Source organism: Nocardioides caricicola, assembly GCF_039541135.1.
GTDB classification, from domain to species: domain Bacteria; phylum Actinomycetota; class Actinomycetes; order Propionibacteriales; family Nocardioidaceae; genus Nocardioides; species Nocardioides caricicola.
The window spans coordinates 319,861-345,388 of record NZ_BAABFQ010000010.1 but is presented as its reverse complement, the minus strand read 5'-3'; the positions used below and the strand labels follow the sequence as shown (position 1 = coordinate 345,388).

23 protein-coding genes and 1 tRNA gene are annotated in these 25,528 nt (G+C 71.6%); 15 read left to right on the top strand and 9 right to left on the bottom strand.

The window, feature by feature from the left end:
- The first annotated feature begins 161 nt into the window (after window positions 1–161).
- From ABD875_RS22555 to ABD875_RS22540, 4 genes are all read left to right on the top strand, one after another.
- On the top strand, window positions 162–1,166 hold the full coding sequence (locus tag ABD875_RS22555) for a tetratricopeptide repeat protein (RefSeq protein ID WP_345182588.1): 1,005 nt from the start codon (window positions 162–164) through the stop codon (window positions 1,164–1,166).
- Between the two features lie 68 nt (window positions 1,167–1,234).
- Window positions 1,235–2,041, top strand: a complete 807-nt coding sequence (locus tag ABD875_RS22550) for a PP2C family protein-serine/threonine phosphatase (protein WP_345182586.1) — start codon at window positions 1,235–1,237, stop codon at window positions 2,039–2,041.
- An 18-nt stretch (window positions 2,042–2,059) separates the two neighbouring features.
- Window positions 2,060–2,992, top strand: coding sequence for an alpha/beta fold hydrolase (locus ABD875_RS22545; protein WP_345182584.1), 933 nt, complete (start codon window positions 2,060–2,062; stop codon window positions 2,990–2,992).
- A gap of 132 nt (window positions 2,993–3,124) precedes the next feature.
- A complete protein-coding gene (locus ABD875_RS22540) occupies window positions 3,125–3,643 on the top strand; it encodes a DUF3145 domain-containing protein (protein ID WP_345182582.1) in 519 nt (172 codons plus the stop codon).
- Here the strand turns inward: ABD875_RS22540 and ABD875_RS22535 are convergent, their stop codons facing one another.
- From ABD875_RS22535 to ABD875_RS22510, 6 genes are all read right to left on the bottom strand, one after another.
- Window positions 3,644–5,074: an acyl-CoA carboxylase subunit beta gene (locus ABD875_RS22535; RefSeq protein ID WP_345182580.1), complete on the bottom strand. Its 1,431-nt coding sequence runs from the start codon at window positions 5,072–5,074 to the stop codon at window positions 3,644–3,646.
- A gap of 1 nt (window position 5,075) precedes the next feature.
- Window positions 5,076–6,329: a beta-ketoacyl-[acyl-carrier-protein] synthase family protein gene (locus tag ABD875_RS22530; RefSeq protein ID WP_345182578.1), complete on the bottom strand. Its 1,254-nt coding sequence runs from the start codon at window positions 6,327–6,329 to the stop codon at window positions 5,076–5,078.
- A 27-nt stretch (window positions 6,330–6,356) separates the two neighbouring features.
- Window positions 6,357–6,602, bottom strand: coding sequence for an acyl carrier protein (locus ABD875_RS22525; RefSeq protein WP_243060755.1), 246 nt, complete (start codon window positions 6,600–6,602; stop codon window positions 6,357–6,359).
- Between the two features lie 54 nt (window positions 6,603–6,656).
- The gene (locus ABD875_RS22520) at window positions 6,657–7,658 is read right to left on the bottom strand and encodes a beta-ketoacyl-ACP synthase III (protein WP_345182576.1); all 1,002 of its coding nucleotides are present in this window, start codon (window positions 7,656–7,658) and stop codon (window positions 6,657–6,659) included.
- Window positions 7,658–8,851 carry an acyltransferase domain-containing protein gene (locus ABD875_RS22515; RefSeq protein ID WP_345182574.1) on the bottom strand — a complete coding sequence of 398 codons (1,194 nt, stop codon included), beginning with the start codon at window positions 8,849–8,851 and terminating at the stop codon, window positions 7,658–7,660. Before ABD875_RS22515 ends, ABD875_RS22520 begins: the two co-directional genes overlap by 1 nt.
- Window positions 8,852–8,943: 92 nt before the next feature.
- Window positions 8,944–10,131: a PucR family transcriptional regulator gene (locus ABD875_RS22510; protein WP_345182572.1), complete on the bottom strand. Its 1,188-nt coding sequence runs from the start codon at window positions 10,129–10,131 to the stop codon at window positions 8,944–8,946.
- A 106-nt stretch (window positions 10,132–10,237) separates the two neighbouring features.
- Here ABD875_RS22510 and ABD875_RS22505 point away from each other — a divergent pair, with 106 nt between their 5' ends.
- Window positions 10,238–11,191, top strand: a complete 954-nt coding sequence (locus tag ABD875_RS22505) for an alpha/beta fold hydrolase (protein WP_345182570.1) — start codon at window positions 10,238–10,240, stop codon at window positions 11,189–11,191.
- Window positions 11,192–11,295: 104 nt separating this feature from the next.
- Here ABD875_RS22505 and aceE read toward each other — a convergent pair whose 3' ends face one another.
- Window positions 11,296–14,028 (bottom strand): pyruvate dehydrogenase (acetyl-transferring), homodimeric type, encoded by a 2,733-nt coding sequence (gene aceE / locus ABD875_RS22500; protein ID WP_345182603.1) that lies wholly within the window; start codon window positions 14,026–14,028, stop codon window positions 11,296–11,298.
- A gap of 203 nt (window positions 14,029–14,231) precedes the next feature.
- On the opposite strand from aceE, the gene ABD875_RS22495 reads away from it, so the two are divergent.
- The 3 genes from ABD875_RS22495 to ABD875_RS22485 are packed head-to-tail and all read left to right on the top strand — an operon-like array spanning window position 14,232 to window position 16,780.
- Window positions 14,232–14,675 (top strand): DUF3052 domain-containing protein, encoded by a 444-nt coding sequence (locus ABD875_RS22495; protein WP_345182568.1) that lies wholly within the window; start codon window positions 14,232–14,234, stop codon window positions 14,673–14,675.
- Window positions 14,668–16,281 (top strand): AMP-binding protein, encoded by a 1,614-nt coding sequence (locus ABD875_RS22490; protein WP_345182566.1) that lies wholly within the window; start codon window positions 14,668–14,670, stop codon window positions 16,279–16,281. The genes ABD875_RS22495 and ABD875_RS22490 overlap by 8 nt, the downstream gene beginning before the upstream one ends.
- A gap of 34 nt (window positions 16,282–16,315) precedes the next feature.
- Window positions 16,316–16,780, top strand: a complete 465-nt coding sequence (locus ABD875_RS22485) for a peroxiredoxin (RefSeq protein WP_345182564.1) — start codon at window positions 16,316–16,318, stop codon at window positions 16,778–16,780.
- A gap of 209 nt (window positions 16,781–16,989) precedes the next feature.
- Here the strand turns inward: ABD875_RS22485 and ABD875_RS22480 are convergent.
- A tRNA-Val gene (locus ABD875_RS22480) sits at window positions 16,990–17,061 on the bottom strand.
- Window positions 17,062–17,098: 37 nt separating this feature from the next.
- A complete protein-coding gene (locus tag ABD875_RS22475) occupies window positions 17,099–17,740 on the bottom strand; it encodes a hypothetical protein (RefSeq protein WP_345182562.1) in 642 nt (213 codons plus the stop codon).
- A gap of 91 nt (window positions 17,741–17,831) precedes the next feature.
- Between ABD875_RS22475 and ABD875_RS22470 the strand changes: the two genes are divergently transcribed.
- From ABD875_RS22470 to ABD875_RS22440, 7 genes are all read left to right on the top strand, one after another.
- Complete coding sequence (locus ABD875_RS22470; RefSeq protein WP_345182559.1) at window positions 17,832–18,518, top strand: DNA alkylation repair protein; 687 nt, start codon at window positions 17,832–17,834, stop codon at window positions 18,516–18,518.
- Window positions 18,519–18,527: 9 nt separating this feature from the next.
- Entirely contained in the window at window positions 18,528–18,917 is a 390-nt protein-coding gene (locus tag ABD875_RS22465; RefSeq protein WP_345182557.1) for a hypothetical protein, read from the top strand.
- Window positions 18,918–18,980: 63 nt separating this feature from the next.
- The gene (locus ABD875_RS22460) at window positions 18,981–21,254 is read left to right on the top strand and encodes an HAD-IB family hydrolase (protein WP_345182555.1); all 2,274 of its coding nucleotides are present in this window, start codon (window positions 18,981–18,983) and stop codon (window positions 21,252–21,254) included.
- Window positions 21,254–22,441 (top strand): zinc-dependent alcohol dehydrogenase, encoded by a 1,188-nt coding sequence (locus ABD875_RS22455; protein WP_379188473.1) that lies wholly within the window; start codon window positions 21,254–21,256, stop codon window positions 22,439–22,441. Before ABD875_RS22460 ends, ABD875_RS22455 begins: the two co-directional genes overlap by 1 nt.
- On the top strand, window positions 22,438–24,018 hold the full coding sequence (gene larAH / locus ABD875_RS22450) for an NPN-dependent hydroxyacid isomerase, LarAH14/15/16 family (RefSeq protein ID WP_345182551.1): 1,581 nt from the start codon (window positions 22,438–22,440) through the stop codon (window positions 24,016–24,018). The genes ABD875_RS22455 and larAH overlap by 4 nt, the downstream gene beginning before the upstream one ends.
- Window positions 24,015–24,944, top strand: a complete 930-nt coding sequence (locus ABD875_RS22445) for a lysophospholipid acyltransferase family protein (protein WP_345182549.1) — start codon at window positions 24,015–24,017, stop codon at window positions 24,942–24,944. Before larAH ends, ABD875_RS22445 begins: the two co-directional genes overlap by 4 nt.
- Before the next feature lie 184 nt (window positions 24,945–25,128).
- The gene (locus ABD875_RS22440; RefSeq protein WP_345182547.1) at window positions 25,129–25,527 is read left to right on the top strand and encodes a hypothetical protein; all 399 of its coding nucleotides are present in this window, start codon (window positions 25,129–25,131) and stop codon (window positions 25,525–25,527) included.
- Window position 25,528 lies beyond the last annotated feature (1 nt).

Sequence of the window (25,528 nt, the reverse complement as noted above, 5' to 3'; positions counted from 1 at the left end):
TTTCAGCGCCGATGGTACTGCAACCGAGAGGTTGTGGGAGAGTAGGACGCCGCCGGACATTCTTTGAACGCGCAGTTGCGCGATCCGTAGGGGCCACCGCAAGGTGGCCCCTACGTGCATTTCCCAGAACTTTCCGTCGTCAGAGCACCAGGAGAACCGTCGTGGCCGAGCAGCGTCGCTCCCAACGTCCCGCCAGTGGCAAGCCGTCGGGCGGCCGGCCGACCGGGGCGAAGAAGACCTCAGGTGGGAAGCCGGCCTCGGGTGGCCGTTCGGCCAAGTCCGGCGAGCGCTCCCAGCGCTGGAGCCCGGACGCCGAGCGCTCGGACCGTCGAGACAGCCGCAGTGGCCGTCCGCCGGCCAAGGGTGCGCCGAAGAGCGGCGCCAAGGGTGGCGCGCGCAGCGGTGGCAAGCCCGGTGACCGTCCCGGTCGGAAGAACGACTGGAAGCGTCCCGCGGACAAGCAGGCCGACCGCACCGCCGAGCAGGCCGTCTACGACGGTCCGGACCTCCCCGAGAGCATCACCGGCGCCGAGCTCGACCGCTCCGTGACCGGTCAGCTCAAGGGGCTCCCGGAGAAGCTCGCCGCCCGCGTCGCCCGGCACCTTGCCGCGGCCGGGATGCTCGTCGACGAGGACCCGGAGACGGCGTACCAGCACACGCTCGCGGCTCGGGCCCGGGCGCCCCGCCTGGCCGTCGTCCGCGAGGCGTGTGGTGAGGCGGCGTACGCCGCCGGTCACTACGCCGAGGCGCTGGCCGAGCTGCGTGCGGCCAAGCGGATGAACGGCGCCACGGCCTACCTGCCGATCATGGCGGACTGCCACCGCGCCCTCGGCAAGCCGCAGGAGGCGCTCAAGCTCGCGAAGAGCCCCTCGGTCGCGAACTTCGCGCCCGAGCCGAAGGCGGAGATGACGATCGTCGAGGCGGGGGCGCGCCGCGACCTGGGGCAGCTCGACGCCGCGCTGCGGACGCTGGAGCTCGCGCCGCTGATGTCGAAGAGCCGGTCGTCGTGGGTCGTGCGGCTGCGCTACGCCTATGCCGACACCCTCGAGGCGGCCGGTCGGGACCAGGACGCGCTGATGTGGTTCCACCGGACCCACGCCATCGACGCCGACGAGCTGACCGACGCCGACGAGCGCGCGGACGCGCTGGAGAAGCGTCTCGGCTGAGCCGGTCGGCTTGACCGAGCCCGATCGGCGGGGTGTACTGCTCGCCAGTCCCCGCGAGGAGGGTCACGATGTTGAGATTCTCGGGTGCCGGCGTGAGCGACGTCGGGCTGGTGCGTCCGCACAACGAGGACTCCGCGTGGGTCGGACCCTACTTCGCCGTCGTCGCTGACGGGGTCGGGGGTGCCGCCGCGGGTGAGGTCGCGTCCGCGACCGCGGCGTTCGCGGTGGCGGCGACCGCGCTGGCCCGCTTCGGCGACCCGCCGGAGCAGGTCCTGCAGGAGGGCATCGAGGCGGCGCGCTCCGGCGTCCGGCTGGGGATCCAGCGCGACCTCAACCGCCTCGGGATGGCGACCACGCTGACCGCGGTGATCTGCGACGGCGCCCGGGTGGTGCTCGCGCACGTCGGGGACTCGCGCGCGTACCTCTACCGGCACGGGATGCTGAGCCAGATCTCGACCGACCACACCTACGTCCAGCAGCTGGTGGACTCCGGCCGGCTGCCGCCGGCGGAGGCCAGGCGGCACCCCTGGCGCAACGTGGTGCTGCGGAGCATCGACGGCGACCCCGTGAACGACGGCTTCGACATGCTGCCCGTCCGGGTCGAGCCGGGGGACCGGCTGCTGCTGTGCAGCGACGGGCTGAGCGACCTGGTGCCGGACGCGATGATCGCCGAGCTGCTCCGGACCGAGGACCCGCAGTCGACGGCCGCCACGCTCAGCCAGGCGGCGTACGCCGCCGGCGCGAAGGACAACGTGACCGCGCTGGTGCTCGACCTGGTCGACGGCCCCGCGGTGGTCGGCGACGGCCGTGCCCTGGGAGCGGTGTCCGACCTACGGAACGTGGTGGATCCTGCCGCGGTCCGCGCCCGGCGGTGACGTGGGAGACTCCCTGACATGGGGAACGTCAGGCGGCCGGCTCTCGAGGGCACGATCGCCGTCCGTGGCGAGCGGCGGCTGAGCTTCGCCGAGTACGGCCCCCGTCAGGGTCCGGCGATCGTGTGGATGCACGGCACCCCCGGTGCGCGCCGGCAGATCCCGCTCGAGGCCCGCGAGCTCGCCGACCGGCAGGGCGTCCGGATCATCGGCCTCGACCGGCCGGGGATCGGGTCGTCGACGGCGCACCTGTACCCGCACATCCTGGACTGGACCCACGACCTCGAGCTGGTGCTCGACACGCTGGCGCTCGACAAGGTGCGGATGATCGGGCTCTCGGGCGGGGGCCCGTACGCGCTCGCCGCAGGGGCAGCGCTGCCCGACCGGATCCACGGGATCGGCGTGCTCGGGGGCGTGGCGCCCACGCGCGGGCCGGACGCGGTCGACGGCGGCATCATCCAGCTCGCGGTCGCCCTCGCGCCGCTGCTCTCGGCGACGCGGGTGCCTGCCGGCATCGCGCTGACCCAGATGATCCGGTTGGTCCGGCCGCTGGCCGGGCCCGCGCTCGACCTGTACGCCGCCGTGCAGCCGCCGGGGGACAAGAACCTGCTGTCGCGCCCGGAGTTCAAGGCGATGTTCATCGACGACCTGCTCAACGGGAGCCGCTTCCAGAGCTCCGCGGCGCTCAACGACCTGGTGCTCTTCACCCGGGACTGGGGCTTCGAGCTCGCCGACGTGAGCGTGCCGGTGCGCTGGTGGCACGGCGATGACGACCACATCGTGCCGATCCGCCACGGTGCGCACGTCGTACGCCGGCTCCCGGACGCGACGATGTCGGTCATCGACGGTGAGAGCCACCTCGGCGGCCTGGGCATCGCCCAGGACGTGATCACGACGCTGATGGAGCTCGGCCCCCGCCGGGCCCGACGCGCCGGCGCGGCTCGCCAGCGCTGACACTGGCGTTCTCGGGCCCCATCGGCCACAATGGTCACAACAACTACACGCGTGTCATTTTGAACCTGCTTCACATCCGTAGAGACCGCTGGGGAAGGCGTATCTCGCGCCGGAGATGAAGGAGGGGTCACGGTGACCGCACGCACTGCCACCCGCACCGCGACGAGGGGCGTCTTGTACGTCCACTCAGCGCCGTCCGCGCTGTGCCCGCACATCGAGTGGGCCGTCAGTGGTGTCCTTGGTGTGCCTGTGAACCTGGACTGGACGCCGCAGCCGGCGCAGTCGGGGACCTACCGCGCCGAGCTCTCCTGGACCGGTGAGGTCGGCGCAGCGGCCGGTGTCGCCTCCGCGCTGCGCGGGTGGAACCAGCTCCGGTTCGAGATCACCGAGGAGCCCACCGCGGCCTCCGAGGGCGCCCGCTTCTCCTACACCCCCGAGCTCGGCGTGTTCCACGCGGTGACGGGCCTGCACGGGGACCTGATGATCCCGGAGGACCGGCTCAAGGCAGCCGTGGTGAAGGCCGCGCTGGGCGACACGACGCTGCTGGTCGAGATCGACAAGCTGCTCGGCAAGCCGTGGGACGACGAGCTCGAGACGTTCCGGCACGCCGGGGACGGCGCCCCGGTGCGCTGGCTGCACCAGGTGGTGTGATCAGAGCGGGATGTTGCCGTGGAAGCCGCGGCGCACGCCCTCGCCCTGCACCGCGTCGTTGATCGCCTGCGCGATCGCCGAACGGGTCCGTGACGGCGCGACGACCTCGTCGACCACGCCGATCTCGACGGCCTTGTCCACGCCGCCGGCGATCCGCTCGTGCTCGGCGGCCAGCTCGGCCTCCACCTGGGGACGGATGTCCGGGGCGACCTCGGCGAGCCGGCGCCGGTGCAGGATCCGGATCGCGGCGACGGCTCCCATCACCGCGACCTCCGCCCCGGGCCAGGCGAAGACCTTGGTCGCGCCGAGCGAGCGGGCGTTCATCGCGATGTAGGCGCCGCCGTACGTCTTGCGGGTCACCAGGGTGACGCGGGGGACCACGCACTCGCCGAACGCGTGCAGCAGCTTCGCGCCGCGGCGCACGACGCCGTCCCACTCCTGGCCGACGCCGGGCAGGTAGCCGGGGACGTCGACGACGACGATGAGCGGTACGCCGAACGCGTCGCACATCCGCACGAAGCGGGACGCCTTCTCCGCCGAGAGCGAGTCGAGGCAGCCGCCGAGGCGCAGCGGGTTGTTCGCCACGACGCCGACGGTGCGGCCGCCGAAGCGGCCGAGCGCGGTGACGATGTTGGGTGCCCAGCGGGCGTGCAGCTCCTGGGCCGTGCCCTCGTCGAGGATCGACTCGACCAGCGGGTGCACGTCGTACGCCCGCTTCTTGGACTCGGGGAGCAGCTCCTCGAGGTCGCGGTCCTCGACGTCGGCGACGACCAGGCTGCCCTGCGAGCCGAGCAGCGACGCGACCCCGCGGGCGCGGTCGAGCGCCTCCTGCTCGGAGTCGGTGAGGATGTGCACGACGCCGGAGCGGCGCCCGTGCGGCTCGGGGCCGCCGAGGCGGAGCATGTCGACGTCCTCGCCGGTCACCGAGCGGACGACGTCCGGGCCCGTGACGAAGATCCGGCCCTCGGGCCCGAGGATCACGACGTCGGTCAGCGCCGGGCCGTACGCCGCGCCGCCCGCGGCCGGGCCGAGCACGACGGAGATCTGCGGGATCTTGCCGGAGGCCTGGGTCATCACGTGGAAGATCCGGCCGACCGCGTGCAGCGACAGCACGCCCTCGGCGAGCCGAGCGCCGCCGGAGTGCCACAGGCCGATGATCGGCACGCCGTCGGTGATCGCGCGGTGGTAGGCGTCGACGACCACGCGGCAGCCGACGTCGCCCATCGCGCCGCCCATCACGGTGGCGTCCGAGCAGAACGCCACCACGCGGGTGCCGTTGACGGCGCCGACCGCCGCGAGCATGCCGGAGTCGTCGTCAGGGGTGATCAGCTCGAGGGTGCCGTCGTCGAAGAGCGCGGTGAGCCGGTGCACCGGGTGGCGCGGGTCCTCCTCGCGGGGGAGCTTCGCGGGCTTGGCTGCTGTTGCGGTCAACTCACACGCTCCCGAACGCGACGGCGACGTTCGCGCCACCGAAGCCGAAGGAGTTGTTGAGCGCCGCGATGTCGCCGAGCGGCAGGTCGCGGGCCTTGGTGGCGATGTCGAGCTCGACCTTCGGGTCGAGGTTGTCGAGGTTGATCGTCGGCGGGGAGATCCGGTGGTGGAGCGCGAGCACCGTCGCGACCGCCTCGAGCGCGCCGGCGCCGCCGAGCAGGTGTCCGGTCATCGACTTGGTGCTGGTGACCACCACGTCGGTGGCGTGCGAGCCCAGGGTCGCGTGCAGCATCAGGCCCTCGGCGATGTCGCCCTGCGGGGTCGAGGTCGCGTGGGCGTTGACGTGGGCGATGTCGGACGGGCTGACGTCACCCTCCTGCAGCGCCATCAGGATCGCCCGGGAGCCGCCGCGGCCCTCCGGGTCGGGCTGGGCGATGTCGTGCGAGTCGGCGGTGACGCCGGCGCCGAGGACGGTCGCGTAGATCCGCGCACCGCGGGCCAACGCGTGCTCCTCGGACTCCAGCACGAGCACGCCGGCGCCCTCACCGAGGACGAAGCCGTCGCGGGCGAGGTCCCAGGGCCGCGAGACCGTGGTGGGGTCGCCGCCGGCCTCGCCGCTGGCCGTCTTGGACAGCGCCATCATGTTGGCGAACGCGGCCATCGGCAGCGGGTGGATGGCCGCCTCGGTCCCGCCGGCGACCACGACGTCGGCGCGGCCGAGCCGGATCTGGTCGACCGCGTGGGCGATCGCCTCGTTGCCGGATGCGCACGCCGAAACCGGCGTGATGACGGCCGCGCGCGCTCCGACGTACAGGCTGATCTGCGCTGCCGGCGCGTTCGGCATCAGCATCGGCACGGCGAGGGGAGAGACCCGTCGCGGGCCCTTCTCCTTCATCGTGTCGTAGTTGTCGAGCAGCGTGGTCACGCCGCCGATGCCGGACGCCATGGCGACGCCGAGCCGGTTGTTGTCCAGCTCGGCGTCGACCAGGCCGGCGTCGGCCCAGGCCTCCATGGCTGCGACCATCGCGAACTGTGCGGAGCGGTCCAGGCGGCGGGCCTTGACCCGCTCCAGGACCTCGGTCGGCTCGACGGCGATACGGCCGGCGATCTTGACCGGCAGCTCCTCGGCCCAGTCGTCGGTCAGGTACCGGACTCCCGAACGTCCGTTGACCAGGGCGTCCCAGGTGCTGGGGACATCACCGCCGACGGGGGAGGTGGTCCCGAGACCGGTGACGACGACTCGCTTCGAAGACATGCTGCTCCTTCAGGGGGGTGGTGCGGATCAGGCCTGGGCGCGCTCGATGAACGCGACGGCGTCACCGACAGTACGGAGGTTCTTGACCTCGTCGTCGGGGATGGAGACGCCGAACTTCTCCTCGGCGGCGACGACCACCTCGACCATGGACAGGGAGTCCACGTCCAGGTCGTCGACGAAGGACTTGTCGAGCTGGACGTCGTCGGCGTCGATGCCGGCGACCTCGTTGACGATGTCGGCGAGGTCGGCGCGGATCTCTTCGGTCGTGGCCATTGCTGGTGTTCCCTTTCGGTTGGTGGAGCGTGGTGCTTCGGTTGATGGGTGGAGCTAGGGGACGGTGACGACCTGCGCGGCGTACGCGAGGCCGGCACCGAAGGCGATCAGGAGGGCCGTGTCGCCGCTGCGCGCGTCGCCCTCCTCGATCATCCGGTCGAGGGCGAGCGGGATCGACGCCGCAGAGGTGTTCCCCTGGTCGGCGATGTCGCGCGCGATCTTGACGCGTTCTGGGAGCTTCATCGCCCGCGCCATCGCGTCGGTGATGCGCATGTTGGCCTGGTGCGGCACGAAGACGTCGAGGTCGTCGCGGGACACGCCGGCCCGGTCGAGGGCCAGCTGCCCGGTCTTCGCCATCTCGAACGACGCCCACCGGAACACCGCGTTGCCCTGCATGATCAGGTGCGGCATCTCGGGCTTGTCAGAGGCGACGACGTCGCGCCAGTCCTCGCGCTGCCGGATCAGGTCGAACTGCTCGCCGTCGGAGCCCCACACGACAGGCCCGATCCCGGGCTCGTCGCTCGGGCCGACGACCACGGCGCCCGCGCCGTCGGCGAAGATGAACGCCGTGCCGCGGTCGCCGATGTCGGTGAGCTCCGAGAGCCGCTCGACACCGATCACCAGGGCGTAGCCGGCGCTGCCGCCGCGCACGACGTCGGAGGCCAGCGCCAGGCCGTGGCAGAACCCCGCGCAGGCCGCCGAGATGTCGAACGCCGCGGCCTGGTCGGTGCCGAGCTCGTGGGCGATGGCGGTGGCGATGGCCGGGGTCTGCAGCATGTGGGTGACCGTCGCGACGATCACGCAGTCGATCTGCCGGGCGTCGATGCCGGCGCGGTCGAGCGCCGTACGTGCCGCGGCGACCGACATCATCTGCACGGTCTCCTCGGGCGTGGCCCAGCGACGCTGCCGGATGCCGGAGCGCTGCTGGATCCACTCGTCGCTGGAGTCGATCGCGTCGACGACGTCGGCGTTCGGGATCACCCGGCTGGGCCGGTAGGTGCCGATGCCGAGGATCGCCGCGTGCTGGGCGCCGCGGGACTCGCTGAGCCGGGCCATCAGTGGCCGCCGCCCTCGGGGTGCAGCCGGATCAGGGGCTGACCCGGTGCGACCGGGTCGCCGTCCTCGACGAGCCACTCGACGATCGTGCCGCCGTGCTGGGCCGAGACGGTGGCGCGGTCGCGCAGGCTGGCGACCTCGCCGATCGCGGCGCCGGCGGCCAGGACCTCGAGGCTCGCGGCCTCCTCGGACTTGTGGAACGTGCCCTTGAACGGGGACACGACCATCCGCCAGGTGGGGCTGGTGCCGATGCCGACCCCGGACGCCTCACCGTGCTTGGCGCAGAACTCCCGGGCCGCCTCGAGCTGGTCGGGCGTCTTGAGCGCGAACGTCTCGACCCCCTTGAGTGCGCGCTTGGCGATCCCGGTGAGGGTGCCGGCGGGCGGCATCTCGAGGATGCCGGTGACGCCGAGGTCCTCCATGGTCTCCATGCAGAGGTCCCAGCGGACCGGGCTGGCGATCTGGCCGACGAGCCGGGCGAGGACGTCGCGGCCGTCGTGGACGACCTTGCCGTCGCGGTTCGAGATCACCCGGGTGCGCGGGTCGTGCACCGACACCGAGCGGGCCAGGCCGGCCAGGTGGCCGACCGCAGGCTCCATGTGGTGGGTGTGGAACGCGCCGGCGACGCTGAGCGGCATCAACCGGGCCTTGGTGGGCGGCTCGTCGGCGAACGCCTGCAGCTGCTCCAGCGTGCCCGCGGCGACGATCTGGCCCGGGCCGTTGTCGTTGGCGGCGGTCAGACCGTGCTTGTCGATCGCGGCGAGCACCTCCTCGCGGTCGCCCCCGAGCACGGCGGTCATGCCGGTCGGGGTGACGGCGGCGGCCTCGGCCATCGCGTTCCCGCGCTCGCGGACCAGCACCATCGCCTGCTCGGCGGTGATCACGCGCGCGCCCACGGCGGCCGCGATCTCGCCGACGCTGTGGCCGGCGACCGCGCCGACCAGCTCGAAGGCGTCGGCCGGGTGCGGGAAGACCTCGAGGACCGCGACCAGCCCGGTCGCCACCAGGAGCGGCTGCGCGATCCGGGTGTCGCGGATCGTCTCGGCGTCGGCCTCGGTGCCGTAGTGCGCCAGGTCGAGGCCGGCGACGGTGGAGAGCCAGTCGAGCCGCGAGGCGAAGGTCGGGTCCTCCAGCCAGGGCGTGAGGAATCCGGGCGTCTGGGCGCCTTGGCCGGGAGCGACGATCACGAGCACGTCTCCAGCCTGCCGGAACGCGGGTCGCGAGCGCGGGTCCGGCCCGCACGAAAACCGCCGTCGGATCTTTGTGGGAAACCTACAAAAAGGAGTCAGGCGCGCCCGGACTGCCGCCCGAGCACCAGCGCGATCTCGAGCGTGAACGCGTCGCGGGCGTCGGTGGGGGAGAAGCCGGTCAGCTCGGCGACCTGCCGGAGCCGGTAGCGCACGGTGTTCGCGTGCACGAACAGGGCACGGCCGGTGGCCTCGATCGAGCACCCGTGCTGGAAGTACGCCGCGATCGTCTCGATCAGGGTGCCGCGGGCCTGGAGCAGCGGCAGGTAGACCTCATCGACCAGCTGGCGGCGGGCGTGCCCGTCGCCGGCGAGCGCCCGCTCGGGCAGCAGGTCGCTGCTGCGCACGGGCCGCGGCGCCTCGGGCCAGCCCACCGCGGCGCGGTGGGCCGAGAGCGCGGCGCGAGCCGAGCCGTAGGCCTGGGAGAGGTCGGCGGCGACCGGTCCGACGACCACCGGGCCGTCGCCGAAGAGGTCGCTGACCACCTCGGCCGCGGCGCGCGGCTCGGTCACCCCGCCGAGGACGACGACGAGCCGGTCGCCCTGGACCGCGCAGAGCGCGTCCATGCTGGCGGTGCGGGCGACGCGGCGTACCTCGTCGAAGGTGTCGGACTCGGAACGGTCGCCGGGGACGGCGCCGAGGACCACCGCGACCTCGCCGCGGCCGGTCCAGCCGAGCGCGCTCGCCCGCGACAGCAGCGTCTCGTCGGCCTCGGAGCGCAGCACCGCGTCGACGACCAGCGCCTCGAGCCGCGCGTCCCAGGCGCCGCGGACCTCGGCGGCGCGGGCGTAGACGGCGGCGGTCGCGAACGCGACCTCGCGGGCGTAGTGGAGCACCGCAGCGTGCACGTCGGGCACGTCGGCGGGGTCGAGCAGCTCCTCGATGTTGGCCTCGACGACGTCGATCGACAGCCGGACCAGGTCGACGGTCTGCTGGAGGTTGATGACGCCGGCCAGGGCCCGCGGCGCGGCCCCGAAGACCGAGGCGACCATCTCGTTGCCGCCGGGCGCCGGGCCGTCGCCGGCCTGGCGGTACCAGACGATGAACTCCCGGATGCCGGCCTGGACGATCATGCCGACCCAGGAGCGGTCCTCGGCGGGCAGCTCGCGGAACCACGGCAGGTCGTGCTCCATCCGCGCCATCGCGGACGTGCTCAGCGCGCCGGTCGCCCGCTGGAGCGCATCGGCGGCCCGCTGGTGGGGCGTCGCCGGCCGTCGCGGAGTCACCGTGGAAGGTTAGTGGGCCGACAGATCCGCGTAAAACACTGGTAAATCAAGGGGATTGCGGTCCTGAACCTGGGGTACCCGTGGTTGAATCACGAACGAGTCCATCTTGGGAGGCACCGTGCCGCGTGACGGGTACGACGTCCAGTTCGTGACGATCCACGGCCACCGCCGCGCCTACGTGAAGGCCGGCAAGGGCCCGGTCGTGCTGCTCCTGCACGGGCTCGGCTGCGACCACACCACGTGGGAGCCCGTGATCGAGGCTCTCTCGCGCCGGTACACGGTGATCGCGCCGGACCTGCTCGGCCACGGCCAGTCCGACAAGCCGCGCGCCGACTACACGCTCGGCGGCTTCGCCAACGGGATGCGCGACCTGCTGACCGTGCTCGGCATCGACAAGGCCACGGTCGTCGGGCACAGCTTCGGCGGTGGGGTGGCGATGCAGTTCGCCTACCAGTTCCCCGAGCGCACCGAGCGGCTGATGCTGGTCGCCTCCGGCGGCCTCGGCCCCGAGGTCTCGCCCGGCATCCGCGCGATCAGCACCCCCGGCTTCGACCAGCTGATGTCGGTGCTGACGCTGCCGGGTATCCGCCACGCCGGCATGGCGGGGCTCCGGGCGCTGTCGAGCGCGCCGTACAAGGTCACGCGGGACCTCGACGAGGTCGCCGCGATCTATGACACCTTCAAGGACCGCCGGGCTCGCCACGCGATCCGGCACGTCGTGCGCGCGGTCGTCGACTGGCAGGGCCAGATCGTGACGATGGCCGATCGGGCCTACCTCACCGAGGAGATGCCGATGTGGGTCGTCTGGGGTCGCGACGACCGCGTGATCCCGGTGCGGCACGCGAACGCCGCCGCCCGGATCGCGCCGAACGCGCGCGTCGAGGTGATCCCGGACGCCGGGCACTTCCCGCACAAGGACCACCCGGTCCGTTTCGCCCACATCGTGCACGAGTTCATCCGCACCACCGCGCCGGCGAAGTACAGCCGCGCGCGGTTCCGCGCGCTGCTCAAGGCCGGTGGCAACCAGGCGTCGCTGCAGGCGGTCGAGGACACCGCGTAGGTGTAGCTAGGTGGTTTCGAGGCTCGGGCCCAGCGGCCCTCGCACCTCAACCACCGAGCCGGTGGTTGAGGTGCGAGCGCCAGCGAGCCTCGAAACCACGGCGACTACGCGTCGCCGCCCTCCTGCTTGACGCCGGCGACCGCGGTCGGGTCGTCGATGCGGTACTTCGCGAACGCCTCCTCGACCTTCGAGCGGTCGATCTGGCCGGCGTCGGCGAGCGCCTGGAGCGCCTGGACGACGACGGACTGGGCGTCGATGTGGAAGAACCGCCGGGCGGCCGGGCGGGTGTCGGCGAAGCCGAAGCCGTCGGCGCCGAGCACCCGGTAGTCGCCGGGCACCCAGCGGGCGATCTGCAGCGGCACCGCGCGCATGTAGTCCGACACCGCCACGACCGGGCCCTCGATGGCCTGGAGCTTGTCGGCGATGTACGGCGTACGCGGCGCCTCGCTCGGGTGCAGCAGGTTCCACTCCTCGGCAGCGGCACCGTCGCGAGCCAGCTCGTTCCACGACGTGACCGACCAGGTGTCGGCGACGACGCCCCACTCTTCGCGGAGCAGGCGCTGGGCCTCCTCGATCCACGGGAAGCCGACGCCGGAGCCGAGCAGCTGCACCCGCGGGCCGTCGCCCTCGCCCGACTTCACGTGGTGGATGCCCTTGAGGATGCCGTCGACGTCGACGTTCTCCGGCTCGGCCGGGTGAGCGGTCGGCTCGTTGTAGACCGTGATGTAGAAGATGACGTTCTCGGCGTCCTCGCCGTACATCCGCTCGAGACCGGAGCGCATGATGTGGCTGACCTCGTACGCCAGCGCCGGGTCGTAGTGCACGACCGCCGGGTTGGTCGCCGCGAGCAGCGGCGAGTGACCGTCGGCGTGCTGCAGGCCCTCGCCGGTGAGCGTCGTACGACCGGCGGTGGCGCCGATCAGGAAGCCGCGCGAGAGCTGGTCGGCCATCGCCCAGATCGAGTCGCCGGTCCGCTGGAACCCGAACATCGAGTAGAAGATGTAGAACGGGATCATGTGCTCGCCGTGGGTGGCGTACGCCGAGCCCGCAGCGGTCGCCGAGGCGAGCGCACCGGCCTCGGAGATGCCCTCGTGGAGCATCTGGCCCTGGGCCGACTCCTTGTAGGAGAGCAACAGTTTGCGGTCGACCGACTCGTACTGCTGACCGCCCGGGTTGTAGACCTTCGCGCTCGGGAACATCGAGTCCATGCCGAACGTGCGGTACTCGTCCGGAGCGATCGGGACGATCCGCTTGCCGATCTCCGGGTCCTTCATCCAGTCCTTGAGCAGGCGGACGACGGCCATGGTCGTGGCGATCTTGTTCTTGCCCGAGCCCTGCTTGAGCTCGGCGTACATCGCGTCACCGGGCAGCTGCAGCGGCTTGGCGCGCAGGACCCGCTTCGGCAGGGAGCCGCCGAGCTGCTTGCGGCGCTCCATCATGTACTCGATCTCGGGCGAGTTGGCGCCGGGGTGGAAGAACGGCGCGGCGCCGGTCTCCTCGTAGGCGCGCTCGAGGTCACGGTCGGAGATCGGGAGGTAGAGCCGGTCCCGGAAGCGCTTCAGGTCGTCCTGGGTGAGCTTCTTCATCTGGTGGGTGGCGTTCTTGCCCTCGAGGGCGTCGATCGTCCAGCCCTTGACCGTCTTGGCCAGGATCACCGTCGGCTGCCCGACGTGCTTGGTGGCCGAGTCGAACGCGGCGTACACCTTGCGGTAGTCGTGGCCGCCGCGGGGAAGCTTGCGGATCTGGTCGTCGCTCATGTGCTCGACCATCTTGCGCAGCCGGGGGTCGGCGCCGAAGAAGCTGTCGCGGATGTACTCGCCGGTCTCGACGGAGTACGTCTGGAAGGCCCCGTCGGGGGTGGTGTTCATCCGGTTGACGAGCACGCCGTCGACGTCACGCGCGAGCAGCGGGTCCCACTCGCGGCCCCAGACCACCTTGATGACGTTCCAGCCGGCGCCGCGGAAGTTGGCCTCGAGCTCCTGGATGATCTTGCCGTTGCCGGTCACCGGGCCGTCGAGCTGCTGCAGGTTGCAGTTGACGACCCACACCAGGTTGTCGAGCTCCTCGCGCGCGGCGGTGCGGATCGCGCCCAGCGACTCGGGCTCGCCCATCTCGCCGTCGCCGAGGAACGCCCAGACGGTCTGCTCGCTGGTGTCCTTGATGCCGCGGTTCTGCAGGTAGCGGTTGAACCGCGCCTGGTAGATCGAGTTGAGGGCGGTCAGGCCCATCGAGACGGTCGGGAACTCCCAGAACTCCGGCATCAGCCGGGGGTGGGGGTACGACGACAGGCCGGCGTGCGGGCCGTGCTGGACCTCCTGGCGGAAGCGGTACAGCTGCTCCTCGGTCAGACGGCCCTCGAGGAACGCGCGGGCGTAGATGCCGGGGGAGGCGTGACCCTGGATGTAGATCTGGTCGCCGCCGCCGGGGTGCTCCTTGCCGCGGAAGAAGTGGTTGAAGCCGACCTCGTAGAGGCTGGCGGAGGACTGGTAGGTGGCGATGTGGCCACCGACCTCGAGGCCCTTGCGGTTGGCGCTGGACACCATGACGGCGGCGTTCCAGCGGATGAACGCGCGGATCCGGCGCTCGGCCTCCTCGTCACCGGGGAACCACGGCTCGCGCTCCGGCGGGATCGTGTTGATGTAGTCGGTGCTCCGCAGGGCGGGAACGCCGACGTTCATCTCGCGAGCCCGCTCGAGCAGGCGGAGCATCACGTAGCGGGCACGCTCGCGGCCACGCTCGTCGATGAGGGAGTCGAAGGAGTCGATCCAGTCGTGGGTTTCGTCGGGATCGATGTCGGGCAGCTGGGTGGGGAGGCCCTCGTGGATGACGGTCGGGATGGCGCCGCTCCGCTGGGTCTCCGTGCTCGACGTGGGGGTCTCGTCAACAGTCACCCGACCATCGTCGCACGCTCCCGATGGGCAGAAAATCTACCCATCGGTAGGCGGAATCGGGGTCTGGTTGGTGGACAGAGGTTGCGTCGCCGGGGCAACTCCGGTGGACTACCCCCCAACTTCGTTACGGATGACCTGGAGGCGAGAACTTGAGCGCGACCGCGGGTGGCGGGTCCACCCAGACTGACGGGCCCGACGCGGGTCCGGCCGCTCGGCTGGGCTTCACGTCCGGCATGGTGGTCCAAGAGCTGGGCTGGGACAACGACGCCGACGACGAGCTGCGGGTCGCGATCGAGGATCGCATCGACGCCGACATGGTCGACGGGGACTACGGCAACGTCGTGGACGCCGTCGTGCTGTGGTGGCGCGACGAGGACGGCGACCTGGTCGACGGTCTCGTGGACGCGCTGACCGACCTGGTCGGAGGCGGCGCCATCTGGCTGCTCACGCCCAAGGTGGGGCGGCCCAGTGCGGTCGACCCGGCCGACATTGCCGAGGCCGCGCCGATCGCCGGCCTCTCCCAGACCACGACGGCCTCGGTCAGCAAGGACTGGTCGGCCACGCGGCTGATCGCACCGAAGACCATTGCCTGACCTGCTCCGCAGGACGTCCCAGGGTGCCGGCGCCGCCGGCACCACGCTGAAGGTGCTCACCCGGGCCGGCGTCATCCGCCCGCACGGGCCGATGGCGCTCGCGCGCGCCGGGAAGGCCCTCAAGGACTGGGGCACCGGGCCCGCCGGCGGTTTCACCGCCGCGGCGGCGCTCGACCCGCGCCGTACGGCGGTCGTCGACGAGCTCGGGTCGCTCACGTTCGACGAGGTGCACCGGCGCTCCAACGCCCTGGCGCGCGCGTTCGCGCGCCTCGGGGTCGCCGAGGGCGACAGCGTCGCGATCATGTGCCGCAACCACCGCGGCTTCATCGACGCGAGCATCGCCACGGCGAAGCTCGGCGCCGACGTCCTCTACCTCAACACCGCTTTCGCCGGCCCGCAGCTGGTCGACGTGCTGGAGCGGGAGAAGCCGACGCTGCTGGTGCACGACGAGGAGTTCGCCGGCCTGCTCGAGCACGCGCACGTCGAGAAGACCGTGCTCGGCTGGACCGACGGCGACGCCGGGGACCGCCCCACGCTCGAGGGCCTGATCGGCGCCGAGGAGGACGCCGACGTGGACCCGGCCGGGCGGCACGGCCGGATCGTGATCCTGACGTCCGGGACCACCGGCACCCCGAAGGGCGCGCCGCGCAGCGAGGCCGGGATCGACGCGGCGGTCTCGCTGCTGTCCCGGATGCCGCTGAAGTACGGCTGGCGCACGCACGTCGCGGCGCCCCTGTTCCACACCTGGGGCTTCGCCCACCTCGCGCTCTCGATGCTGCTCGGCTCGACGATCGTGCTGCGGCGCCGGTTCGACCCGGAGGACTGCCTGCGGGTGACCCAGGCAGAGCGCTGCGACTCGCTGGTGGTGATCCCGGTGATGCTGCAGCGCATGCTGGCGCTCCCGGACGCGACCCTGGCGGGATACGACCTCTCCCGCGTGCAGGTCGTCGCGTCCTCCGGCTCGGCGCTGCCCGGCGACCTCGCGCTGGAGTGGATGGACCGGTTCGGCGACCACCTCTACAACATCTACGGCTCGACCGAGGTCGCCTACGCCTCGATCGCCGACCCCGTCGACCTGCGCGAGGCGCCCGGCGCGGCCGGCAAGCCGCCGTACGCCACCGTCGTGAAGATCCTCGACCCCGACGGTGTCGAGGTCGCGCCGGGGGAGACCGGGCGGATCTTCGTCGGCAACGGGCTGCTCTTCGAGGGCTACACCGGCGGCGGGCACAAGGAGGTCGTCGACGGGCTGATGTCGACCGGCGACGTCGGCCGCTTCGACCAGGACGGCCGGCTGCACGTCGAGGGCCGCGACGACGAGATGATCGTGTCCGGCGGCGAGAACGTCTTCCCGCGCGAGGTCGAGGACTGCCTGGTGCGCCACGAGAAGGTGCTCGAGGCCGCCGCGATCGGTGTGGACGACCCCGACTTCGGCAAGCGGCTGCGCGCGTTCGTCGTGGTGAGCGGCGACGTCACCGAGGACGAGCTCAAGGAGCACGTGAAGCAGAACCTCGCGCGCTTCAAGGTGCCGCGCGAGATCGTGATCATGGACGAGCTGCCGCGCAACGCCACCGGGAAGCTGCTCAAGCGGGAGCTGGACGCCGATTGAGGGACTGTCGCCGGCCGGTGACAGGATGAGTCGCATGACCGGACTCGAGCTCGGCGGCCTGGCGCCGGACTTCACGCTGCGCGACCAGTTCGGCCAGGACGTGACGCTGTCCTCGTTCCGCGGGCAGAAGGCCGTGGCGATCTTCTTCTACCCCTGGGCGTTCTCCGGGGTGTGCACGGGCGAGATGGCCGGCATCCGCGACCGGCTCGCGGAGTTCCTGACGTTCGACACCGAGGTGCTCGCGATCTCCTGCGACCCGGTCTACTCCCTGCGCGCGTTCGCCGACCAGGACGGCCTGAACTTCCCGCTGCTCTCGGACTTCTGGCCGCACGGCGAGGTGGCCCGGTCCTACGACGTCTTCGACGACACCAAGGGCGTCGCCCGGCGCTCGTCGTACGTCGTCGACAAGGAGGGCGTGGTGCGCTGGTCGGTGCACAACGCCCTGCCCGACGGCCGCGACCTCGACGAGCACCTGAAGCAGCTCGCCGCCGCCCTCTGAGGCCCGTCGCGGACCTCGTCAGGACCCCTGGTCTAGACCAAGGGTAAAGATGTCCAGAATTTCCCTGACACCGCTTGAACGGCGGTTCTAGAGTTGTCCTTGTTGGACCGCAGGTGACCCGAGACGCCTGCGGTCCGACTTCATTTCCGGCCAAACCAAAGGCCACAGAAACAGGAACGTCCGGCGCAAGCGCCGGCCTGACTCGTTTGTGGGCGCAGAGGGGATCGAACCCCCGACCACCTCCTTGTAAGGGAGGTGCTCTACCGCTGAGCTATACGCCCCGGGTGTGAAAGCGGGGCACACACTACGCGAACCGGCTCACCGCTCCGGCATCCGCTCCAGGACGTCTCGGGCGGTCGCGCGGAGCTCGCGCAGGTCGTCGATCTGCTTCCTCGCGAACTCGCGGTCCTCGCCGGTGGCGTCGAGGAGCGCCGCGGCCTCGCCGAGCGCGTGGATGGCCTCGGCGAGGGCGTCGCGCGAGCGCGCGACCCGGGTCGGGGGCGGTGGCGGAGGCTCGGTCCTCGCGCGGTACCTGAACGTCACCGACGGGTCCGGGTGCCAGGTGCGGTCGACGGCGTTGTTCGCGAGCCCGTTGCGGGCCGGGTCGGCGTCGAAGCCGGCCTGCTGCGCCTTCGCCGCCGACGACAGCCGGCCGTGGTCGCGGATCCCGAGGTGGACGTGCTCGCCCCACACGCCGGGCAGATCCGGGCGGAACCACGCGAACGCGCCGAGCTCGCGCGCGATGCGGACCTTGCGGCGGTGGTCCCACGAGACCAGGTCGACGACCCCGCCGCCGTCGTGGGTGCCGGCCGAGGCCGACACGCCGCCGGCGTTGTAGCTGCCCTGGACGATGGTCAGCTCGTAGCCGAGCCGCTGCTCCATCGCTCGCAGGAACGCCTGGGTCTTCTTGTCCATGACCCGGCCGCGGAAGATCACTCGCTCGAACGCATCGGTCGCCATGACACGAGGATCGGCCGCGCGGGCCGCGAGCGGTCGTCGCACCTCGGAGCGTCACCGGAACCGGCTACCTCGCCGTCCCTAGAGTGATCGCGTGACGGCGAGCGACCTCGTGGGCGCCGTGCGCGCGGCGCTCGCGACCGGCGGCGACCCGGAGCGCGCGGCCGGGCAGCAGCGCTACATGAAGTCCGAGATGCCGTACCGCGGGTTCACGCTGCCCGCGCTGCGCGCCCGGATGAAGCCGCTGCTCGCGGAGTACCCGCCCGAGGACCGCGCGTCCTGGGAGGCGACGGTCCGGACGCTGTGGGACGAGGCGGAGTACCGCGAGGAGCGGTACGCCGCGATCGCGATCGCCCGGCACCGGTTGGCCCGGCCGTGGCTCGACCCGGGATCGGTGCCTCTCTGGCGCCACCTGGTCGTGACCGGCGCCTGGTGGGACCTCGTCGACGAGGTCGCGACCCACCTGGTCGCGGACAGCCTGCGCGCGCACCGGCCCGAGCTCACCGCGGTGCTGCGCGACTGGGCGAGTGACGACGACCAGTGGGTCCGGCGCACCGCGGTGATCTGCCAGGTGGGCGCGAAGGGGGAGACCGACCCCGACCTGCTGCGCCACGCGATCGAGCAGAACGTCGACGACCGCTCGTTCTGGCTGCGCAAGGCGATCGGCTGGGCGCTGCGCGACTACGCCCGGACCGATCCGGACTGGGTGCGGGCCGAGGTCGAGCGGTACGGCGGCCGCCTGTCCGGGCTGTCTCGGCGCGAAGCGCTCAAGCACCTGTAGCCTCCGAAGATGATCCGGCTGATCATCGGTGCCATCGTCCAGCTCGCCTCGAACGCCCTCGGGCTCGTCGCGGCGGCCGCGATCCTCGACAAGATGGAGCTGAGCACGTCGGGCTTCATCATCGCCGTCGTGCTGTTCTCGCTCGTCTACATGCTCATGCAGCCTTTCCTCACCCAGCTCGCGCTCAGCAAGGCGTCGGCGCTCCGTGGTGGGGTGGCGCTCGTGGCGACGCTCGTCGCGCTGATCGTGACCGAGCTGGTCACCGACGGGCTCGAGATCACCGGCACAGCCACCTGGATCGAGGCGACGGTCATCGTCTGGCTGGTCTCGCTGCTGGGCGTGCTGCTCCTCCCGCTGATCTTCCTGCGCAACCGGGTGGAGGAGCGCCGCGGCCGCTGACGCGCGTCCACGGGTGGAGCGGTTACTCGCCGGTCACCTCCCGGGCATGGCACGCTACGGCGGGTGACGGGATCGGTGGCCGACCAGCTCGACAACCAGCACATCCTTCTGACGGGGGTCACGGGCTTCGTCGGCGAGGCGCTGCTGCAGCTGATGCTCGCCGAGGTGCCGGGGGTCCGGCTCACGGTCCTGGTGCGGGGCAAGGGTTCGACCAGCGGCACGGCCCGCACCGCCTCCCTGCTCGGCAAGCCGATCTTCGCCGACGTCGTCGAGGCCGCCGGTGGGGTGGAGGCGCTGATGGCGTCGCGGGTCGCGGTGCTCGAGGGCGACCTGTCCGACCCGCCGGCGCTCCCGACCGACCTCGACGCGATCGTGCACTGCGCGGGCGACGTGTCGTTCGACCCGCCCGTCGACGAGGGGTTCCGCACCAACGTGCAGGGCACCCGCGAGCTGCTCGCCCGGGTGCGCGAGGCGGGCAGCGACATCCACTACGTGCACATCTCGACGGCGTACGTCGCCGGACGCCGCCGCGGCAGCATCCCCGAGGGCCCGGTGCCGCAGGTCGTCGACCTGGAGGCCGAGCTCGCGTGGGGCCTCAGCCAGCGGCAGGAGATCGAGCACCGCTCGCGGGGCACCGAGATCCTGACCGCCGAGCGCAAGAGGGCCGAGAAGGAGCACAGCCGGGCCGGCCTGCTCACCGCGGCGAACGCGACCGAGGAGGCGCGCAAGCAGTGGGTGAAGGACGAGCTGGTGCGCGTCGGCACCGAGCGCGCCCGCAGCCTCGGCTGGACCGACTGCTACACGTTCACCAAGGCTCTCGGTGAGCGGGTCGTCGAGGAGCACGCGCGGACCAACCGGGTCTCGATCGTGCGGCCGAGCATCATCGAGTCGGCGCTCGAGAAGCCCTACCCGGGCTGGATCGAGGGCTTCAAGATGATGGAGCCGCTGATCCTCGCCTACGGCCGCGGCGAGCTCCCGGAGATGCCCGGCGCGCCGGACACGACCGTCGACGTGGTCCCGGTCGACCACGTTGTCGCCGCGATCGTCGCGGTGCTCGCCAGCCCGCCGGAGGTGGGCGACCCGGCGTACTTCCACGTGTCGTCGGGCGACCGCAACCCGCTGACGTTCAGCAACCTCTACGAGTGCGTGCGCGGCTACTTCGACGAGCACCCGTTCCAGTCCGGGGATCGCGGCGCGACCCGGCTGCCCGAGTGGCGCTTCCCCGGCGCGCAGCAGGTGGAGCGGCTGCTGAGCACCAGCGAGCGCGCGTTCAAGGTCGCGGACTACGTCATCGGGCACGCGCCGCGCAGCGACCGCGCGCGCGACCTCGCCCGCAAGCTCGACCAGCAGGGCCGGCGGCTGGAGTTCCTGCGCCGCTACATGGGCCTGTACCAGGAGTACGCCCAGGCCGAGCTGCGCTACTCCGACAAGAACACGCTGGCGCTGTACCGGTCCCTCTCCGAGGAGGACCAGCGGACGTTCGCCTTCGACACCGCCGTCGTGGACTGGAAGGTCTACCTGCAGGACATCCACTGCCCTGCGGTGACCGCGCCGATCCGCCGCCTCGACGAGGTGCGGGCCGCGCGCCGGCGTCCCAGCGCGACGACCCAGAAGGCGCTCGTCGAGAAGCCGGGCGTGGCGGCGTTCTTCGACATGGACGGCACGCTGCTGTCGTCCAACGTCATCGAGACCTACCTCTGGCTGCGGCTGCGCGAGCTCTCGGGCACCGAGCGGTTCTCGGAGCTGAGCCGGATGGCGGCCAAGGTGCCGAGCCTGGTGGCGGCCGAGCGGCGCGAGCGCAGCGCGTTCCTGCGCTCGGTCTACCGGGAGTACGACGGCGCGCGGCTCGCCGACCTGGACGCGATCGCCGACGAGTTCCTGACCGACCACGTGCTGGCCCGGCTGTCGCCGGGAGCGGTACGCCGGATCCGCGAGCACCGGGCCGCGGGTCACCAGACCGTGCTGATCACCGGTGCGGTGCGGCCGCTGACCCGCCCGCTGCTGCCGTTGTTCGACCACATCGAGGCCGCCGAGCTCGCGACCGACGACCGCGGCATCTGCACCGGCTACCTCGCCTCGTCGCCGCTGGTGGGCGAGTCCCGCGCCGCGTGGATGGAGTCCTACGCGGCGGAGCACGGCATCGACCTCAAGGCATCGTTCGGCTACGCCGACTCGCACTCCGACCTGCCGCTGCTCGCGGCGGTCGGCAACCCGGTCGCGGTGCGGCCCGACGTACCGCTGTTCCGGCACGCCAGGAAGGCGCGCTGGACGATCGTCGACTGGTCGAGCTCCACGACCTCCACGCGCACGCTCAACCCGGCAGGTGGTCGCTCATGATGCTCGCGCTCGAGATGTACCGGTCGGTGTCGCGGACGCTGACCGGCAAGGCGATCGGCGGCCGGATGCCCGGCGTGCTGTCCGGCTTCGCCGCGCCGCTGCGCCTGGTGACGCTGCCGGAGCCGAAGGTGGACCGGCCCGGCTGGGCGCGGCTGCGCACCCGGCTGTCCGGCATCTGCGGCTCCGACCTGGGCGCGCTGTCGGGCAGGACCAGCCTGTACTTCTCGGCGGTCGTGTCGCTGCCGTTCGTGCCGGGGCACGAGGTGGTCGCCGAGCTGCTCGAGGACTGTGCGGACCTGCCGAAGGGCACCCGTGTGGTCGTCGACCCGATCCTGACCTGCGCCGCCCGCGGGGTCGAGCCGTGCGAGAGCTGCGCGACCGGCGCGACCAACCTGTGCTCGCGGATCACCGTCGGGCACCTGGCGCCGGGCCTGCAGACCGGCTTCTGCAAGGACACCGGCGGCGGCTGGGGCCAGCAGCTGGCCGCGCACCGCAGCCAGCTGCACCCGGTGCCCGAGGGCTTCTCCGACGAGCAGGCGATCCTCATCGAGCCGGTCGCGTGCGCCGTCCACACCGCGCTGCGCGCCGGCATCCGCCCCGGCGACCGGGTGCTGGTCAGCGGCGCCGGGTCCGTCGGGCTGTTCGCGACGCTCGCGCTGCGGGAGCTGACGGAGGCCGGCGAGATCATCGTGGTCGCCAAGCACCAGCAGCAGAAGGAGCTGGCCCGCGAGTTCGGCGCCACCGAGGTGGTCGCGCCGAGCGAGGTGCTGCGGCGGGTACGCCGCTCGACCGGCGCGTTCCAGCTCGAGCCGCAGTTCTCCTCGCCGTACCTGCTGGGCGGTGTGGACGTCGCCGTCGATGCCGTCGGCAGCAAGCAGTCGCTGGAGACCTCCCTGCAGGCGACCCGCGCCGGAGGCCGCGTCGTGCTCTCCGGGATGCCGGCCCCCGCCGACCTGTCCGCGGCGTGGTTCCGCGAGCTCGAGGTCGTCGGCACCTACGCGTCGGCGCAGTCCGACGAGGCGTTCACCCGGGCGATCGAGCTGGTCGCCACCGACGCCGTGCAACAGCTCGCCAAGACCGTCGCCAGCTATCCGTTGCACCGCTGGCGCGAAGCTCTCGACCATGCCCACTCGGCCGGCCGTCTCGGTACGGTCAAGGTGGCCTTCGACCCCAGGAGTTCTTCATGAGTCGCCCCGGATTCGTTCTCGAGGTGGACGATCGCACCCCGCCGCTGATCGTCCACGAAGGACTGGGCTTCCGCCTGGAGAACTTCCCACTCGGCACCCGCGTCGTGTACCCGCCGGAGTCCCTGCCCGCCGTCCCGGACGTCGACGAGGCGATCCGCGAGGCGCTGCTCAACCCGGTCGACTCCGACCCGCTGCCGACGCAGCTGTTCGCGGGCATGAAGCTGACGATCGCGTTCGACGACCTGTCGCTGCCGCTCCCCACCATGCGCCCGCCGGACATCCGCGGCCGGATCATCGAGCACGTGCTGACGATGGCCGCCGAGGCCGGCGTCGACGACGTCGAGCTGATCGCGGCCAACGCGCTGCACCGGCGGATGACCGCGGCGGAGCTCAAGCACATCGTCGGCGAGCGGGTGTTCCGCTCGTTCTACCCGCAGGGCAAGCTCTACAACTTCGACGCGGAGGACCGCGACAACCTCAGCCACCTCGGCACCACCGACAAGGGCGAGGACATCGAGATCAGCAAGCGGGCCGCGGAGTCCGACCTGCTCGTCTACGTGAACGTGAACCTCGTCGCGATGGACGGCGGCCACAAGTCCGTCGGCATCGGGCTGGCGTCGTACAAGTCGCTGCGCCACCACCACAACGCCAAGACCATGGTGCACTCGCGGTCGTTCATGGACCACAAGCACTCCGCGATGCACCACTCCGCCTGGCGGATGGGCCGGGTCATCAAGGACACCGTCAAGGTCTTCCAGATCGAGACGACCCTCAACAACGACATCTTCCCGAAGCCGTACGACTTCCTGCAGAAGCGCGAGTGGGAGTGGTCGGTCAAGGACCAGGCGACCATGCTCGGCGTGAAGCGCGGTCTGTCGGTCGCGCCGCAGAAGCTGCGGCACAAGATGTTCCACGACATGCGGTCGGTCTACGGGCTCACCGGTGTCAACGCCGGCGAGGTCGAGGCGGTGCACGAGCGGACCCTGCAGAAGGTGCACCAGCAGCACTGCGTCGAGGTGCAGGGGCAGTCCGACGTGCTCGTCATGGGCATCCCGTACGTCGGCCCGTACAACGTGAACTCGTCGCTGAACCCGATCCTCGCGACCTGCATGGCGCTGGGCTACTACTTCAACTCCTACCGGGGCCAGCCGGTCGTCCGGAAGGGCGGCGCGGTGATCGTCTACCACCCGCTGAACGAGGGCTTCAACCAGCTGCACCACCCGTCGTACGTCGACTTCTACGAGGAGGTCCTCGCAGAGTCGACCGACCCGGCGGTGGTGGGGGAGAAGTACGAGCAGCAGTTCGCTCAGGACCCGTGGTACATCCACCTGTACCGGACCTCGCACGCCTACCACGGCGTCCACCCGTTCTACATGTGGTACTGGTCGGCGCACGCGATGGACCACGTCGGCGACGTGATCTGGGTGGGCGGCGACCGCCGGGTCGCCTCGCGGCTGGGCTTCCGGGCGGCGTCGACGCTGCAGGACGCGCTGGAGATGGCGTCCTCGTCCGTGGGCTCCTCGCCGTCGATCACCTATCTCCACAACCCGCCGCACCTGCTCGCGGACGTGCGATGAGCAACTTCCTCAAGGACTCCGCCGGCGACGTCCGGCAGGTCTCGCGCGGGTGGCGGTGGGGCCGGCGCTCGCTGGTGCCGCGCTCGGCCGAGGAGTTCGTGCCGGCCAACCGGTCCACGGTCTTCCGCACCGACTGGTCGCGCGAGAAGCCGGCGATGGCGGTGCGGGAGGTCGCGCACAAGGTCGGGCTCGAGCCGCTGTTCCGCTCGCAGGTGCGCACCCGGGTCGAGGGGCTCGACGTGCTGGAGCGGACCGACGGCCCGGTCATCTTCGTGGCCAACCACGCCTCGCACCTGGACACGCCGCTGATCCTGTTCTCGCTGCCCGACGAGTGGCGCCGGCGTACCGGCGTCGCGGCCGCCGCCGACTACTTCTTCGACACCTGGTGGCGCGCGGTCGGCTCGTCGCTGCTCTTCAACACGTTCCCCATCGACCGCCGCGGCGGCACGATGGCCGCGACGCCCGGTGAGGTGCTCGCCGACGGCTGGAGCCTGGTGATCTTCCCGGAGGGCACCCGCTCGACGGACGGCTGGATGGGCAAGTTCCGGATGGGCGCCGCGTTCCTCGCCAAGGAGCACGGCGTCCCCGTCGTACCGGTCGCGCACCGCGGGACGTACGCCGCGATGCCGCGCGGCCAGGGCTGGCCGTCGCCCGGGCGCCGGCAGGTGACGATCCGCTTCGGCGAGCCGCTGGTGTGCGGACCCGACGAGTCCGTGCGCGACTTCGCGCCGCGGATCAAGGACGCCGTCGCTACGCTGCTCGACGAGGACCGCTCGACGTGGTGGGAGGCGAAGCGACGCGCTGCCGAGGGCGTGACGCCCGACCCGGCCGGACCGCAGGTCGCCCAGTGGCGCCGGGTATGGGAGCAGTCGGAGTCGCCGCAGGCCGACGCCCCGGCCCGGACGCGGCGCGCCTGGCGGCGTTGAGGCTGCTGCAGGTTTCCCCGGCCCACCGGGGAAACCTGACGTGTTGCCCCGAAACTTCGGCCCAGAACGTCAGGCTTAGGCCCAACAGTTCGGCGTGAGAGCACTCTCATCTGCGACTCATCGTCGGCTCACTGCCGACCGGAACAGTCCTCCTCGTCAAGGGAAACGACGAGAGGACGACATGATGAACACGCTGCTGAGGACGGGGATCACGACGGGGACGGTCGGGCTCGCGGGCCTGGTGGTCGCGGGGGTGATCGCCTGGCCGACGGCGTCCGCCAACGCCCAGGACGACCAGCTCGCCGCGAAGCGCGAGGACGACACGCCCGCCCTGGTGACCACGGTCGACGACGATGACGACGGGGACGACACCGGGCTGAAGGCCACCAACACCGCCACCCAGGACCAGACCCAGGGCCAGACCCGGACCCGGGACAACACCGGCACCGGGACGCGCACCGGCCAGGACAACAGCCGCGACAGGTCCGTCCGCGACCTCACCAGCGACGGTCCGGGCAAGGGCAACGTCGACCAGACCCGCAACGACACCAACGACGGCACCCGCCACAACACGCGGGGCTGAC

What these genes read in the sequence shown, in the direction of transcription:
- larAH (WP_345182551.1), top strand. Translation starts at nt 22,438, where the DNA reads ATGAGTCGCCCCGGATTCGTTCTCGAGGTGGACGATCGCACCCCGCCG.
- ABD875_RS22530 (WP_345182578.1), bottom strand. Translation starts at nt 6,329, where the DNA reads ATGTCTTCGAAGCGAGTCGTCGTCACCGGTCTCGGGACCACCTCCCCC.
- ABD875_RS22475 (WP_345182562.1), bottom strand. Translation starts at nt 17,740, where the DNA reads ATGGCGACCGATGCGTTCGAGCGAGTGATCTTCCGCGGCCGGGTCATG.
- ABD875_RS22465 (WP_345182557.1), top strand. Translation starts at nt 18,528, where the DNA reads ATGATCCGGCTGATCATCGGTGCCATCGTCCAGCTCGCCTCGAACGCC.
- ABD875_RS22550 (WP_345182586.1), top strand. Translation starts at nt 1,235, where the DNA reads ATGTTGAGATTCTCGGGTGCCGGCGTGAGCGACGTCGGGCTGGTGCGT.
- ABD875_RS22520 (WP_345182576.1), bottom strand. Translation starts at nt 7,658, where the DNA reads ATGGCCCGGCTCAGCGAGTCCCGCGGCGCCCAGCACGCGGCGATCCTC.
- ABD875_RS22485 (WP_345182564.1), top strand. Translation starts at nt 16,316, where the DNA reads ATGACCGGACTCGAGCTCGGCGGCCTGGCGCCGGACTTCACGCTGCGC.
- ABD875_RS22545 (WP_345182584.1), top strand. Translation starts at nt 2,060, where the DNA reads ATGGGGAACGTCAGGCGGCCGGCTCTCGAGGGCACGATCGCCGTCCGT.
- ABD875_RS22440 (WP_345182547.1), top strand. Translation starts at nt 25,129, where the DNA reads ATGAACACGCTGCTGAGGACGGGGATCACGACGGGGACGGTCGGGCTC.
- ABD875_RS22445 (WP_345182549.1), top strand. Translation starts at nt 24,015, where the DNA reads ATGAGCAACTTCCTCAAGGACTCCGCCGGCGACGTCCGGCAGGTCTCG.
- ABD875_RS22525 (WP_243060755.1), bottom strand. Translation starts at nt 6,602, where the DNA reads ATGGCCACGACCGAAGAGATCCGCGCCGACCTCGCCGACATCGTCAAC.
- ABD875_RS22455 (WP_379188473.1), top strand. Translation starts at nt 21,254, where the DNA reads ATGCTCGCGCTCGAGATGTACCGGTCGGTGTCGCGGACGCTGACCGGC.